13 protein-coding genes and 1 other RNA gene are annotated in these 14,698 nt (G+C 62.5%); 12 read left to right on the top strand and 2 right to left on the bottom strand.

Annotated elements, in window-relative coordinates; all coding sequences use genetic code 11:
* Nucleotides 1-185 precede the first annotated feature (185 nt).
* The 9 genes from FJ319_12420 to FJ319_12380 all read left to right on the top strand — a co-directional run bounded on the left by FJ319_12420 (nt 186) and on the right by FJ319_12380 (nt 8,894).
* Nucleotides 186-1,118 (top strand): dihydrodipicolinate synthase family protein, encoded by a 933-nt coding sequence (locus tag FJ319_12420; GenBank protein MBM3935082.1) that lies wholly within the window; start codon nt 186-188, stop codon nt 1,116-1,118.
* A gap of 99 nt (nt 1,119-1,217) precedes the next feature.
* Nucleotides 1,218-1,616, top strand: a complete 399-nt coding sequence (locus FJ319_12415; protein MBM3935081.1) for a VOC family protein — start codon at nt 1,218-1,220, stop codon at nt 1,614-1,616.
* Nucleotides 1,617-1,731: 115 nt separating this feature from the next.
* The gene (locus FJ319_12410; GenBank protein MBM3935080.1) at nt 1,732-2,259 is read left to right on the top strand and encodes a hypothetical protein; all 528 of its coding nucleotides are present in this window, start codon (nt 1,732-1,734) and stop codon (nt 2,257-2,259) included.
* 20 nt (nt 2,260-2,279) lie between these two features.
* Nucleotides 2,280-2,624, top strand: coding sequence for a histidine triad nucleotide-binding protein (locus tag FJ319_12405; GenBank protein ID MBM3935079.1), 345 nt, complete (start codon nt 2,280-2,282; stop codon nt 2,622-2,624).
* A 2-nt stretch (nt 2,625-2,626) separates the two neighbouring features.
* Complete coding sequence (locus FJ319_12400) at nt 2,627-3,211, top strand: HD domain-containing protein (GenBank protein MBM3935078.1); 585 nt, start codon at nt 2,627-2,629, stop codon at nt 3,209-3,211.
* A gap of 120 nt (nt 3,212-3,331) precedes the next feature.
* Entirely contained in the window at nt 3,332-4,990 is a 1,659-nt protein-coding gene (locus FJ319_12395) for an NYN domain-containing protein (protein MBM3935077.1), read from the top strand.
* 92 nt (nt 4,991-5,082) lie between these two features.
* A complete protein-coding gene (rsmI, locus tag FJ319_12390; GenBank protein MBM3935076.1) occupies nt 5,083-5,913 on the top strand; it encodes a 16S rRNA (cytidine(1402)-2'-O)-methyltransferase in 831 nt (276 codons plus the stop codon).
* A gap of 94 nt (nt 5,914-6,007) precedes the next feature.
* The gene (gene metG, locus FJ319_12385; GenBank protein ID MBM3935075.1) at nt 6,008-7,675 is read left to right on the top strand and encodes a methionine--tRNA ligase; all 1,668 of its coding nucleotides are present in this window, start codon (nt 6,008-6,010) and stop codon (nt 7,673-7,675) included.
* An 85-nt stretch (nt 7,676-7,760) separates the two neighbouring features.
* A complete protein-coding gene (locus FJ319_12380) occupies nt 7,761-8,894 on the top strand; it encodes a polyprenyl synthetase family protein (protein ID MBM3935074.1) in 1,134 nt (377 codons plus the stop codon).
* 237 nt (nt 8,895-9,131) lie between these two features.
* Here FJ319_12380 and tnpA read toward each other — a convergent pair whose 3' ends face one another.
* Together tnpA and pyk are read right to left on the bottom strand one after the other, a co-directional pair.
* Nucleotides 9,132-9,584, bottom strand: a complete 453-nt coding sequence (gene tnpA, locus FJ319_12375) for an IS200/IS605 family transposase (protein ID MBM3935073.1) — start codon at nt 9,582-9,584, stop codon at nt 9,132-9,134.
* 245 nt (nt 9,585-9,829) lie between these two features.
* A complete protein-coding gene (pyk, locus tag FJ319_12370; protein ID MBM3935072.1) occupies nt 9,830-11,317 on the bottom strand; it encodes a pyruvate kinase in 1,488 nt (495 codons plus the stop codon).
* A gap of 161 nt (nt 11,318-11,478) precedes the next feature.
* Here pyk and FJ319_12365 point away from each other — a divergent pair, with 161 nt between their 5' ends.
* The 3 genes from FJ319_12365 to rnpB all read left to right on the top strand — a co-directional run bounded on the left by FJ319_12365 (nt 11,479) and on the right by rnpB (nt 14,413).
* The gene (locus FJ319_12365; GenBank protein MBM3935071.1) at nt 11,479-12,216 is read left to right on the top strand and encodes a hypothetical protein; all 738 of its coding nucleotides are present in this window, start codon (nt 11,479-11,481) and stop codon (nt 12,214-12,216) included.
* The gene (locus FJ319_12360) at nt 12,213-13,850 is read left to right on the top strand and encodes a hypothetical protein (GenBank protein ID MBM3935070.1); all 1,638 of its coding nucleotides are present in this window, start codon (nt 12,213-12,215) and stop codon (nt 13,848-13,850) included. The genes FJ319_12365 and FJ319_12360 overlap by 4 nt, the downstream gene beginning before the upstream one ends.
* Before the next feature lie 116 nt (nt 13,851-13,966).
* An RNA gene (rnpB, locus tag FJ319_12355) (RNase P RNA component class A) lies at nt 13,967-14,413 on the top strand.
* Nucleotides 14,414-14,698: the final 285 nt, after the last annotated feature.

Below are 14,698 nucleotides of genomic sequence, written 5' to 3'. Positions count from 1 at the left end.
CGTTCGTTTAGCCTCTCTCTCGCTCATTGTCAGTTCTTTCATAGACTGACATTTTCACTGCTCCCTTAACCCCTGACACTATCACTGCACCAATGCAATATGCAGGCCCGTTGTTGACAGGCGTGCCGGGTGATGCCAAGATTGCCTAAGCGAGTCTGACAATCCCGCACGAACGAGGAGGAGACATGGACCGCGCTGAGTTGAGGAAGCAAATCGTCGGTCCCGTTGCGCCCGTCGCGACGCCGTTCGACGAAGACTACGAGGTCGATTACGGCAAGATGCACGACCTCGCCCAGTGGTGGGTCGAGAGCGGGATCGTCAAGGGGCGCGGAGTAATCAAGGTGGCCGCGGCAGCGGGAGAGGGGCCTATGCTCCGGGACGACGAGTGGCCGTATCTCCTGAGAACGGTGGTGCAGGCCACCGGGGGCAAAGCCACGGTCATGTGCGGCCTGCACTACAAGGATACCAAGCGTACGATCGAGGATGCGCGGCGCGCGCAGGACATGGGGGCTGTCGCGCTGCAGGTGTGCCCGCCCATCTTCAATATGCCCAGCCAGGGCGACATCCTGGACTACTTCAGCGACCTTGCGGATGCGATAGACATCGGCATCATGGTCTACCACACTCACTGGATGTCAGGCGGGCGTATTGACACGGACACATTCCTCAAGATGGCGGACTTGAAGAACGTCGTCGCGATCAAGTGGAGCCCGCATGATGGGCAGCGGTATGAAGACATAGCCAAATTCGTTGGCCGCTTCAACGTAGTAGACAACACGGTGGACCCGGTGAGGTGCCACAGGCTCGGCGGGCATGGCTTTGTCCAGACAACGGTAGAGGCCTATCCTGCTCACGATCTGAAGGTCTACGATCTTATGCAGCAGAAGAAGTATGACGAGGCCGAAGCGCTGTACCGGAAGGTGCAGGGGCCGCTGCGCGAATTCGGCAGCAAAATCACCGTGCGGTCCGGCGGGCAGGGCAGGACCATGAAGGGCATCCTGGCGATTCTCGGAAACCCGATAGGCTCCTCACGTCCCCCTTCCAAGCCGCTGAATAAGGCAGAAATGGACGAGCTCAGAGAGATTGTCCGCGGGTTCGGATGGCCTGTAAAGGGATGAAACCGGCGCTGTACTACTCCCTTGACAGCCCCAGAGCTTTACCATAGGCTTTGTTTCGGACTGTCAACGTCGATAACAAGGGGGGGGGGGAATCCCGCAATGGCGTACGAGTTCGATCATGTGCACATCAAGTCCACGGACCCGGGCAAGACTGCCGAGTGGTACGTGAAGGCGTTCAACTTCAAAATCCTGAGCGACGCTACCCGAATGTGGGGCGACCGTTTCATTCGCTGCGAGACCGTTAACGGTACGATTATAAACATCTCCGGCTCGCGCACCAATGAAAAGATGGGCGGCGGCGACGCCAGCGCTCACTACGGCATCGAGCACTTCGGCATCAAGGTGGATGATATGGACGCCGAGATCAAGCGGCTGATTGGCCTTGGAGCAAAGGTGATGGAAGGGCCGATAGATGTACCCAACAATGGGCCGCGCATCGCGTTCATAATGGCGCCTGAAGATGTTCGCATCGAGCTCATGCAGTACCGTAACAAGTAACATGTTCCGTTCGGCCGGCGAAACGGGCATATCTTGCTTCTCGTCGGCACATGCCCGTTAATATTATGTGACAGGAATTCGCCAGGGCGATCGGGCGATAAGGCTCGGGTATAACTTGTCAGAGTTTCTGGGCTCCACGTACTGGCGAATGCTGGGGGCGCTGTTCCTTAACGACGAGGCCTTTGACCAGATTGCCAAGGAAAAGCGCGGTGTCTGGCAGGCGATCATCGTGGTCGTCCTGGCCTCCATCTCGACGGCGCTCGGCCACGTACCTGAGTACGAAGGCCTCGCAATCCTCCCGCTCAACGCATTCCTGGTGGCGGTGTGGTGGTTCGTATTCGCCGTCGCGCTCTATTTCATAGCCTCGCTGCTGCTGGTGGGATGGGAGTCGCGGACGGACTTCTTCAGCTTCATGAAGATCGCAGCGCTTGGCATGACGCCCGCAATTCTGCGCGCGTTCCAGCTCCTTCCCATTGTCGGCCCGTACACCTACCCGCTCACGATAGCCTGGATGCTGGGTTGCATGGTCGTCGGAGTGGGCGTGGCGTTCGGCGTGAAGTCCACCTTCAAGGTCTCGATGATTATCGCGCTGGCGATGATTCCCTGGATCTTGATAGAGTACTCTTTACTCGCACCGCGCTGAGCAGCCGGCTGGAGTGAGACATGGCTAACGATTGTATTTTCTGCAGGATCAAGAGCGGCGAGATCAAGAGTGATATTGTGTACACGGACGAGCAATGTTTCATCATTAAAGACATTGCTCCCAAGGCGCCGGTGCACCTGCTGGTGATCCCTAACAAGCACTTCACATACCTGACCGGACTGACGGTCGAAGAAAACGAGATGATTGGCGGGATGTTCCGCGCCGCCGCGGAGACGGCCAGGAAGCAGGGGATCGATAAGACCGGCTACCGGCTCGTCATTAACCAGGGCGCCAACTCCGGGCAGCAGGTGCCGCACCTCCATCTTCACATCCTGGCGGGCCGCCAGATGGGCATGATGGCATAGCAATGCCGCAAGAATTGCCGGGTCCCGTCCGGGACCGCTTGGGGCTGCTGCCGGCGGGGCTGCAAGAGCATGTAGACCGGGTCCGCGCGCTGGCTCGTGAGCTTGCAGCGGCGCACGGCGTGGACTCCGGCCTTGTTGACCTGAGCGCGGCTGCCCATGACCTGGCGAGGGCCATGACTGACCGCGACCTGCTTCTGGAGGCGCGACGCCTGGGGCTGGACATTTCCGAGGTAGAGGAGAAATCCCCAATCCTTCTCCACGGACCCATCGCAGCCGTGTGGCTCTCTGACGCGGGCATCACGGAAGAGCGCGTCATACAGGCCGTCCGGTGGCACACCTCAGGCATCAGGAATATGGATGTGGTGGGGCGCGTCGTCTTCCTCGCCGACAAGCTGGAGCCGCACAAGGTGGCCCGCTGGGCAGCGCTCGCGCCGCTCCTGCCCATTGCGAAAGAGAGCCTTGACGAAGCGCTGCGAGGCTTCCTGGACCTGTCGATAGTGCACCACATTCATCAGCGCCATGCGATTAGCCTGGAAACGCTTGACCTGCGGAACTCGCTGCTCACCCCTTCGCGGCGGAATCCGTAAGTCCACGGTGACGGGATATAATTGTAGACGGCCGCCAAACGACCGCACACTCACAAGGGGGAACATTCATGACGCACGGAGTGCTTATCAAATGATTTCGATAGGGCAGGGTGTAACCTCATGGTAGTAGCCACCCAGAACTCAGAGCGGCAGCTTGCCGTTCTCATCGACTTCGAAAACGTAGGTTTCGGCGCCATCCAATGGTTGTTCGACCAGGTGTCGGACATGGGGCGCGTCATTGTGAGGAGGGCATACGCCGACTGGTCAACCGCGCGAAGCAAGCGCGACCAGCTCCTTGAATTGGGAATTGAGCCGATACACCTGTTCCATACAACGGGCTCCGGCAAGAATTCCAGCGATATACGCCTCGCCATCGATGCTGTCGATCTCCTCTACCTGTCTCCGGTAGATACCTTCGTTATCGTTTCATCAGACTCTGATTTTGTCCCCCTGGTCGGCAAGCTCAGGTCAGCCGGCAAGACCGTTGTCGGAGCGGGACGCCAGGCCACAGCATCCCGGTCACTTGTCATCTCCTGCGACCGGTACTTCTACCTGGACCAGAGCGAGAAGGCCCAGGAGGTCTCCAAGACGTCTCCTGAGAGGCCGATGTCCACGGATAGCCTGCTTGTTCGTGCGGTGAAGTCTTCTATGGACGAGCAGGGAAGGGTAAGCGGCAGCAAGCTGCACCAGACACTGATGCGGCTCGATCCCAGCTTCGACTTCCGCGTCCAGGGATATTCCACCTTCACGCGGTACCTGGAGAACGCCCCCGGCATCAAGGTGACCAGGCCTCAGGGCCGCGGCGATCTCACAGTCGAGCTCGGTTCTGCGGATGCTGGGCAGCCGCACAAGCAGTACCAGGCGCCGGCGCCCCAGCAACAGCACCACGCGCCGCCGCAGCCGCAACAGCATGCGCAACCGCAGCCTCCACAGGCGGAGCCTCCCTTGGACGACGATGCCCAGCCCCCTGCGCTCCAGCAGGGTGCCCCGAGGATCGAGGGCAGCCGACCCGGCTACCGCGACCGTCACGGGTCACGCCGAGAGCGCGGCTTCCGGAGAGGCGACCAGCAGCTGGCCTTCAGGCCGGACGAGGTCCGGCGGTCCGGCCAGCCATTCTTCCAGCAGGGAGAGGGCGGCAGGCGGCAGCAAGAGCCCGCGGCCACTCCCACCCAGCCTGCTCCGCCACAGGCGACGCAACCGCAGGCCCAGCCGGCGCGCGTCTCTAACCAGCGCCCTCAGGCTCCGCGAATAAAGGCGATCCCTCCGGAGGAGACCGCGAAAAACATCAGCCGCCACGAGCGCAGGCAACAGGAGCAGCAGCCGCCACAAGACGGCCGACACGACCTGCCGCAGCCGTCCGTGCAGGAGCCGCTCCGAGTGGAGCCGGAGCCCACTTTGCCGCCGGCGGAGCTCATCTTCACGCCGGAGCCGCCCACGGCGGCCGCGGAAGAGACTCGCGCAGTCCATTCGCCGGCCCCGGCGGCGTCCCAGTCGGGTCCGGTTGAAGAGTCCCAGGGCCGGCTCCTCGTCACGCCGGCCTCCACGGGCGACCCCGTGGCGCAAATAGACGCCGCGTGGTCTCAACGGGCGCCCGCCCCAGGAAAAGGCATCATGGGCGCGGCCGCTGCGAACCTGGCCGCAGCCGTTCTGGGTGTTCCGAAGCTCAGCGAATCGCAGTTCAAAACGCTGCAGGGGCTCCTGGACTCCAGCGAGGTGCTCCGGTCGAAGTGGCAGCGCCAGGGCAATCGAGTCTTCCGGAAAGAGTTACCAGCTAGCTAACGAAAATCCGCAGCGGGCGCCGCCGTGCGCCCGCTGCGGGACCTCCTTGCCGGCCGTCGCCCGGACCAACGTAACCTGCGGACGATCTCACTATGCATACGCTCTACATCGTCGGCACGCCCATCGGCAACCTGGAAGATGTCACCTGCCGGGCGGTGAGGGTGCTGCGGGAGGTGGGCCTGATCGCCGCGGAGGATACGCGCGTCACACGACGGCTCCTGGACCGGTACGGCATCTCGACACCCCTCACCAGTTTCCACGAGCACAGCGCTGAGGCGAAGGCCTCTCAGATCGTTGACCATCTGCGAAGCAAAGACGTAGCTCTCGTCTCCGACGCTGGGATGCCAGGCATAAACGACCCAGGCGCGGACCTGGTGGCCGCGGCCGTCCGGGCGGGCGCGAACGTCGTCCCTGTCCCGGGTCCGTCCGCCGTCACCACCGCCATCGCCGTCTCCGGCCTTCCGGTCGAGCAGTTCGTCTACGTCGGCTTCCTTCCCCGCAAGGACTCGGACCGGCGGGCCCTCTTGTTGTCCCTCTCCTCCGAGCGCAGGGCCATCGTGGCTTTCGAGACCCCGCACCGAATGAAAGGCGCGCTCCAGGACATCCTTGACACTCTCGGCGACCGCCGCATCGCCGCCGGTCGCGAGCTTACGAAGCTGCATGAGGAGGTCTTTCGCGGGACCGTCTCAGAGGCCGTGGCGCACTTCGAAGAGCCGCGAGGCGAGTTCACGATCGTGGTCGAAGGTGCAGCCGTGGCAGCCGACACTGCCGCAGACGCCTTGCGGCAGGCGCAGCGCTTGATTGAAGAGAAGCGAGCGGCGGGCGCTCGGTCGAAAGACGCCGTGGCCGAAGTCTCGGCAATTACCGGCGTTCCAAAGAACGATGTTTACAAACTGTGGGTCGAAGGCAAGCCTGACGCCTGACCACTTCGCCTCGTCCCGGCCAACCGCCGCCAGCTAACTTCCAATTGCCCTCATGTGTTACCATGCAAGCTAATATTTCACATCTGAGAAGGTCATGGCTGAGCGAATTCTTGTAGCTGTCGCATGGCCGTATGCGAACGGCTCTCTCCACATCGGCCACGCGGCGGGGTGCTACATCCCGGCGGACATCTTTGCCCGCTACCACCGCCTCAAGGGCAATGAAGTCCTGATGGTCTCCGGCAGCGACTCACACGGCACGCCCGTGGTGATCGAGGCGGAGAAGCAGCGTATAGCACCGGAAGACATCTTCAACAAGTACCACGCCGAGTTTCTGGACGTCTGGAAGCGGCTCGGTATCTCCTTCGACCTTTACACATCCACGCACACCAAAAACCACGAGCGCGTGGCCCAGGACATGTTCAAGAAGCTCCTCAAGAAGGGCTACATCGTCAAGGGGACGATGAACCAGCCTTATTGCGAGAAGGACCAGCGCTTCCTGGCGGACCGCTACGTGGAGGGCAAGTGCCCTCACTGTGGCTACGACGGCGCGCGCGGCGACCAGTGCGACAACTGCGGCCGCACCCTGGACCCGCAGGAGCTTGTCAACATGAGGTGCCGCCTCTGCGGCGCCCGCCCCATCATTAAGGAGACCGAGCACTTTTTTCTGAGGCTCGGCGCGTTCCAGGACAAGCTGGCGGAGTGGATACGGGAGCAGGGACACTGGCGCGCGAACGTACGTAATTTTTCCGTGTCATTTGTCGAGGGCGGGCTGCATGACCGGGCCATCACCCGCGACCTGTCCTGGGGCGTGCCGATCCCGGTGGACGGGTATGACGGCAAGAGGCTCTACGTATGGTTTGAGGCCGTAATCGGGTACCTATCCGCATCTGTTGAGTGGGCCAAGCGCGGGGGCAACCCGTCCAAGTGGCGAGACTTCTGGCAGAAAGAGTGCAGGGCCTACTACTTCATGGGGAAGGACAACATCCCCTTCCACACGGTTATATGGCCGGCGATGCTGATGGGGTACGGCGACCTTAACCTGCCTTATGACGTCGTCGCCAACGAGTACCTGATCCTGGAGGGACGCAAGCAGAGCAAGAGCCGGGCGTGGGCCGTGTGGCTGCCCGACTACCTGAACCGCTTCGCGCCCGACCCGCTCAGGTACGTTATTTCAGCGAATATGCCGGAGACGAGCGACGCCGATTTCAACTGGCGCGAGTACGTTCGCCGCAACAATGACGAGCTGGTGGCGACGTACGGTAACCTTGTCCACAGGGTGGCGACGATCGCCTACCGCAACTTTGACAAGAAGGTGCCGCAGCCGGTTGCGCTCGACCAGCAGTCGACCGACTTGCTGGAGGAGGCGGACCGCCGTTTCAAGGAAGTTGGCGCGCAGCTTGAGGCATGCCTCTTCCGCGCGGGCCTCGGCGCGGCGATGGCGCTAGCCCAATCGGCGAACAAGTACATCGACAGCAAGGCGCCGTGGAAGTCGATCAAGACGGACCGCGACGCCACTGCAACGACGCTCTGGGTGGCCCTCACGGTGGTGAACGCTCTCAAGGTCTCACTCTACCCGTACCTGCCGTTCACGTCCGAGAAGCTGCATGCGATGCTTGGCTTCGATGGAAGCATCAAGGACGCCGGGTGGCACTGGAAGCCGGACCTCCTCAGGCCGGGCCAGGAGCTCAAGGAGCCGCAGCCTTTGTTCGTCAAGCTGGACGAGGCGGTGATTGAGCAGGAGAACCAGAAGCTGGCGGGCTAGTAGTGCGTTGAGACTTGAGAGTAGTGAGTTATGAGTTAGGGAGAGAAGGGCGGGATGGCGGTCGTTGGTAAATGCTTGAAAGTTTGTGACAAAAAGCACAAACTGTAGTTCGAAGGGTCCTCAGGTGTCGAATTCGGTCGGTCCAGGGAGTCCACAGGGCGTGCAGTCCGTTCCTTCGTTTGAGAGGTCAAAGCGCTTTGCCGACGCTAACGCGTCGGCTTACCACGAGCCGCGCCAGGCGCGCGACCGCGTCGGCCTTGCGGACAGCGTGTATGAGCCCGTATGCGATGGCCTGGAGCGCGTGAAGCGCCGCCTCCACTCGCTGTGCGAAAACCAGTCTCCATTCCTCGCCGAGCTCCTGGACCATGTGCTGGAGACCAAGGGCAAGCGTGTTCGTCCCGCTATAACGCTGCTATGCTCCCAGTTCCATCCCAACGACGGCAAGAAGGCCGAGACGATGGCCGCGGCGGTGGAGCTGCTGCATATCGCGACGCTTATTCACGACGACACGGTGGACAACTCGGATATCCGGCGTGGGAAGGTCACCGTCAGCAAGATGTGGGGCCGGAACGCCGCGGTCCTGCTCGGCGACTACGTCTTCGCCACGTCCGCCACGTTCGTTTGCGATACGGAAAACGTGCGCGTGATCCGCCGCTTCTCCGAGACGATCATGGAGCTCTCGAGCGGCGAGCTGCACGAGATGGTGGCGACGTACGACTGGGCTCAGACGCGGGAGCAGTACGAGAAGCGCATTTACAACAAGACCGCGTCCCTCTTCACTACGGCGAGCGAGTCCGGCGCGGTGTTGAGCGGCGCGCCGGAGAGCGTCGTCGATGCGCTCCGCCACTACGGCTACAGCCTTGGGATGGCGTTCCAGATCATCGACGACATCCTGGACTTCGAGGGTAACCCGGACGAGATCGGCAAGCCCGTCGGAAATGACCTTTCGCAGGGCATAATGACCCTGCCGGCGATCATGTACATCGAGCGAAACTCCGTCGACAACCCCCTCGTAGACTACTTCAAGAACCCCGAAGATTCAGAGAGCCTCAAGAAGGCCGTCGCCGCTATCCAGTCCTCATCCGTCATGCGCGACTCCTACGCCGTCGCCGAGCAGTACTGCGACAGCGCCCTCGCCAACCTCGCCGCGCTGGACAACATCCCCGCGCTCGCCTCCCTCAAGGAGCTCGTCAACTACGTCGTCCAGCGCCGGAGCTAGTAACCTCACCCGCCCCGGTAAGCGCCACTAACAAGATCGGGTCCTGTGGGCGGTTGGCATTCCAATCGCCCACAGGGTCCGATAGTTTTCTCGCCTCTCCCGGCTTCAAGCCCCAACGGGGTGGAATGGCTCAGCCCAGGGAGGAGCCCCGAGGGCTCTGCGAAGGGGCGTAGCCCTGGGTATCGGATCGAATATTTCCCCAAGGCCTGAAAGGCCGTGATGGTCTTCGGCCCGCCCTTAATCCCACACATACCGCTCGTCATACTCAACCTTGTACCGTTCCAGGAGCAGCCGAAACTCGTCCTGAAAACTCTGCTTCTTGTGGTGCTCCACCCGGTTATAGATGTATTTCACAACCGCCTGCGCTCCCGACTCGCTCACCGAAAATGCCCCGTATCCGCCTTGCCATCTGAAGGCGGCGAGATCCGGCCCCTTCGACTTTAGCCACTTCGAAGAGCTGGTCTTGACGGCCTCGACAACCTCGGCGATTGACCGGGTCCTCGAAAGGCCGAAAAAGAGGTGCACATGGTCTTCCGGGCCGACGACGTTCAGGGGAGGGCAATTGTTGTCTCTCAGGATTGTGGTCAGATAGGGGTGCAACTCCGCCCGCACCTCGGCTTTCAAGAGTGGCGCGCGGTCTTTTGTGGTGAATAAGAGGTGGACGAGGACACGAGACAACGATTGCGGCACGGGTCGCGGCCTCGTCGGACCATCACGCCCTTTCAGGGCTTGGAAATTCGCGCGCCCTTACCCAGGGCTGCGCCCACTCCGCAGAGCCCTCGGGGCTCCTCCCTGGGCTGAACCATTCCGGCCCGTTGGGCCTTGAGACGTGGAGACCACTGTCAGTGCGTGCCTCAGAAAGGGAATTCCCGGAATGCCGGCCGCCTGGGGAACACGGGCATAACCGATGCTCCTGGGCTGGATGGCTGCTCTCACTACCCTTTGCTTGCAGGTTGTTTGCCGGCTACTTTGAAGAAGCCGGAATCTACCTTCTTGCCGCTGGTGGAGAGTACGCGAAGGAGGTTGGTGCCGCCGGGGACGCCGATTGGGAGGCCAGCGACGAGCACTATCTGCGTGCCCGCGGGGAGGTCCGCGAACTTGGTGGCGGCCTGGTCGCCGACCTCGAAGAAGTCGTCGACGGAATCGATCCTTTCCACCATTACGGGCGTGACGCCCCATCGCAGTGTGAGGCGGCGGCGGCCTTCCGGGCTGGGCGTCAGCGCGAGGATGTGCTGGCGGGGGCGATAGCGGGAGACGCGGCCGGCGGTGCTGCCGGACTCCGTGAAGGCGACGATGAGGCCCGCATTTATCTGCGACGCCGTCCGGACAGCATCGTACGCGATGGCGTCGTCCACCCTTCCGACGATGTGGGCGCGCTTCTCAACCAGGATGCGGTCGTAGGGCAGGGCGGCCTCCGCTTCCAGCGCCACCTCCGCCATCACCTTCACCGCCTGCACCGGGTATTGGCCAACGGAGGTCTCGCCGGAGAGCATGATTGCGTCCGTGCCGTCGTAGATCGCGTTGGCCACGTCCGTAACCTCGGCGCGGGTGGGCACCGGCGAGCGGACCATCGACTCCAGCATCTGCGTCGCCGTGATGACCGGCTTGCCGTACTCGTTGCTCTTGCTGATGAGCTTCTTCTGGATGACCGGAACCTGCGCCAGCCTCACTTCGACGCCCATGTCGCCGCGCGCCACCATGATGCCGTCGCTCGCCTCCAGGATGCTGTCCAGCCGGTCGATGGCGTCCGCTCTCTCGATCTTGGAGATGATGAAGGGCTTCATGCCCTTGCTCTCAAGTATTTCCCGGGCGCGGAAGACGTGCGTGTTCCGCGTCACCATCGAGAGCGCGACAAAGTCCACCTTTTCCGCCGCGGCAAACTCCATCGCCCGCATCGCCTGCTCGCTGGGGAACGGCTGCGACGGCGCCCGCCCGGGAGTGGCGACGCCGCGACGCTCCGTCAGGCGGCCGCCGCGGACAACCGCGCACTCCACGTCCTGGTCGTTGATCGCGATCGTCTTGAGCTCCAGGAAGCCGTCGTCCAGCATGATCGGGTGGCCGACGGTGGCGTCGCGGTGGATGCCCGGCGGCGCGACTGCGACGATCTCCTGGTTGCCGATGATGTCCCTGCTGGTGAGCGTGAAGCGCTCGCCGTCTTTGAGGTTCACGACGCCTGTGCCCAGCGGGCCGGTGCGGTACTTGGCGCCCGGGACGTCCACCATGATGCCGACGGGTATGCCGAGGGCGTCCGAGACCTTCCGGACCATGTTAACGGCGGCCTTGTGCTCTTCCAGGGCGCCGTGGGAAAAGTTCAGCCGGGCGATGCTCATGCCGGCCTGGACCATCGTTCGCAGGGTATCTTCCGACGCGGTGGACGGGCCGAGAGTGCACACGATCTTGGTCTTGGGGCGCATGGGCGTCATTCGCGACTCCAATCTATTTGCCGTTCGATTCCAATCCCAATATTATGGACCAATATTTCGAGAAGTACATAGATTTGGACATGTCAGTAATCGAAGAGAGAGAAGAGCGGCATGCGTCGAAAAGCACCTGTGGATGGCGGTTGACCGGTGTGTAGCTTACAATGACACCTATCTACCCAACGCAGGCTGGTGCTATGGCGGACATAAGGCAGCTTTTCGAGCTTCAGGAGCTTGATCTAAAGATAGACGCGCTCGAAAAGGCGCTCTCCGGGACGCGCGCGAGGCTTGCGGACGAGTCCGCGGTAACGGCAGCACGCCAGAAATCGGCGACGCTCAAGGCCAGGCAGAGGGACACGGCGGTGAAGCGGAGCGCCAAGGAGCGCGACGTCGCCGAGCTGAAGGGCAGGCTTAACAAGCTGGACGAGCGGCTCTACGGCGGCGCCATCAAGAACGTCAAAGAGATGACCGCCACGCAGGGAGAGCGAGACGGCGTGCAGCACGAGATAATCCGGGAGGAGGAGGCCCTGCTGGAGCTGATGCTCGACGTGGAAGACACGCAGGAGGCGCTGCGCGAGGCTGAGGAGGCGCTGGGCAAGGTCGAGGCGGAGCGCAAGGCGCACAAGGTCACCCTGGCTGAGAGCGAGAAGCGACAGTCCGCCGACCTTTCTGCCCTCAAGTCCCAGAGGGAGACGTTAACGGAGCCTGTGCCGCCGCGGTGGCTGTACACGTACGACACCGTTCGCAAGGCCAAAGGCGGCGTTGCCGTGGCGAAGCTGGAGCGCGGCAACATGTGTGGGGGGTGTCGTATCACGCTGTCCACCAGCGAAACGCAAAAGGCGAAGGCTGCCGACGGACTTTTCCAGTGCAACAGCTGCAAGAGGATCCTTTACATCGCATGAGGGCCATAGGCTACTTCAGTCCGGCGGTGGACCCCGAGCTGACCGTGGAGGCGGTGCGGAAGGCCTTCACGGACTTTTGCAGGCTTAACATGCACCAGGCGTTCATGCTGCTGGAGCCTGAGAAACCAAAGGAAGAGCCCCAGGAGCCGCCCCCGCCGCCGGATGTTGGACGCTGGGAGGCGAGTGGGTGGCAAACGGGCAGTCAACGTTCGGCCAGAGTGAAGCCGCCCAAGGTGTATGCGATCACGCCGGATGGGGGGGTCCGGGTGGGGTATGGGGTACAGGGAACGGGGCACGGGGTACAACAGCCGGCACCCTCACCTGTCGCTGGGACGACGTCAGCTCCCGGGCCGACAGCCGCCAGCCTTGGCCCTCACCCTTTGGCCCAAAGCGGCCAAAGGCCTCTCCCACAGGGAGAGGAGGGAACGGCGGCGTGGCCGGCGGCGGGGTTCAGGAGGCTGATGGAGTTCATACGGCAGTCTGGTAGTGAGTTCCTGGTGGTTGTGCCGGACGCGCGGCACCTTGGCCCGGACCTGGAGACCGTTGCGCGCTCCCTCGCGGAGCTGGCGGACACGGGCTCCCCGGTGGCGTGCTACGACGAGGAGTACCCGGAGCCCGTGCAGAACGCGTTCCAGACCCTCGGCATCAAAGGCGTATCGAAGACGCGCAGCCGCAAGATGAAGGAGTCCATGGGCGCCCGTGCGATGCAGGGACAGGCGCTCGGCAGGACTCCCTACGGCTACCGCATCGGCCCTGATGGCAGCCTGGAGGTGGTCAAGAAAGAGGCCCAGGTTGTCCAGCTTATCTTCAAGCTGTTCACGAAAGACAATCTTGGGCTCAGGCTCATTGCGCAGCACCTAAATGAGCGGGAGATTCCTACCCGCCGTGGCGGCAAGTGGAACGTGGTCACGCTGCGTGCCATCCTGAAGAACCCAACCTATACCGGCACGTATACGCGCTACGGCGTACGTCGCCCAAAGGTGCACGAGGCGATTATCCCCCACGATACGTTTCGGGCGGCGCTGGACCAGACGAGCGAGCGGCGCCCGGTGGGCCGCGTTGCGAAGTCGGAGCCCTTCATGCTCGCCGGCATACTGGAATGCGGCTACTGCGGCAACACGATGATGGGAGTGACCAGGCGGCAGAGCTGGAAGCGCAAGGACGGCAAGCGCGCGGAGAGCGTGTACCGCTACTACCAGTGCCAGTCGCGCAATAACCAGAGCACGTGCGAGTACCACACCTGGCGCGCGCAGCAGCTTGAGGGCGCCGTCCTTGTGCAGCTCCGGCTGCTCCTGGAGGCGAAGGCGTTCAACAGCACGTTCAAGCCGGAGGCGAGCGTTCTCAAGGAGCGCGAGGCGCAGGCAGCCCGGGACGCCCGCGTGAAGAACGCAGAGCGCGGTTTCATACGGGCGATGAAGCGCGTGGCGAAGGGTGAGATCGGCACCGGCGCTCTCTCAGACTACATCAAGGAGCTGGACGCCGCCCGGCGGGGCGTCTCCGGCGGAGCGCCCTCGGACGCAAAGGAGACCCTGTCGCGCTGGTCGGAGCTGGACGTAGAGTCGCAGCGACGTTTCCTCTCCGAGCACGTTGCGAAGGTAGTGGTGAAGGACGACGCGGTGGAGGTGGTGGTGTAGGGGGGAGGAGAATTACGAATTTTGAATTACGAATTACGAAATTATTGAGGACTTGAATATGAGGGTGTGAAGCCGGAAGTGGCGCCGAGGATGCGTATAGGGTAAAATACATAGGTCAAGGATGCTGGGCGGCCGCTGTCCATGTGCTTTCGGGCGGCAACGCCTGCGGGCGCGAGGAGAGAGGAAAGTCCGAGCTCCACCTGGGTAGGATGCCCGCTAACGGCGGGGCGGGGCGACCCGACGGAAAGTGCCACAGAGACATACCGCCCCGACTTGTCGGGGCAAGGGTGAAAAGGTGGGGTAAGAGCCCACCGCCCCGGTGGTAACATCGGGGGCCAGGCAAACCCCATCCGGAGCAAGGCCTAATAGGGGGACTAAAGGGTACCCGGCCCGTCCCCGGGTTGGCCGCTTGAGCCAGTCGGCAACGGCTGGCCTAGATAGATGGTCGCCACCTTGGGGGTGTTGGGTGTTAGGTGTTGGGTGCTGGTTTCGACCCGCATCCGGTAGCCGGGGCACACGGCACAACCAGGGTCCAGAACTCGGCTTACAGGCAGCCTTGAGAGACAGGGCATAGGGTATGGGGTACAGGGTACGGTGAAAGCCGGTCCCGAAGCCCCGTGCCCGAGCCCACGTGTCAAGGGACAGTGAATCTGTCAGTGTTCAGGGTGTAGTGATTTTGTCAGTACGGTTCGTTTCCATGGGTGGTCTGCAGCCGGCTTACGGGCGGTGGACTTAGCCGGATAGGGACTGAGTCCTCTCGCCCGAGGTTTCGGTTGAATTCCGGTGGGAGACTCCTGCGCTTCGGGTTTTGGCTGCTCACCGAGTGAAGATTGGGGATGAGAAAGGTC

It is taken from the genome of SAR202 cluster bacterium (genome assembly GCA_016872355.1).
Classification (GTDB): Bacteria; Chloroflexota; Dehalococcoidia; order Lucifugimonadales; family VGZY01; genus VGZY01.
Note: the sequence above shows the minus strand (reverse complement) of the source record. Positions and strands in the feature narration are given on the sequence as shown.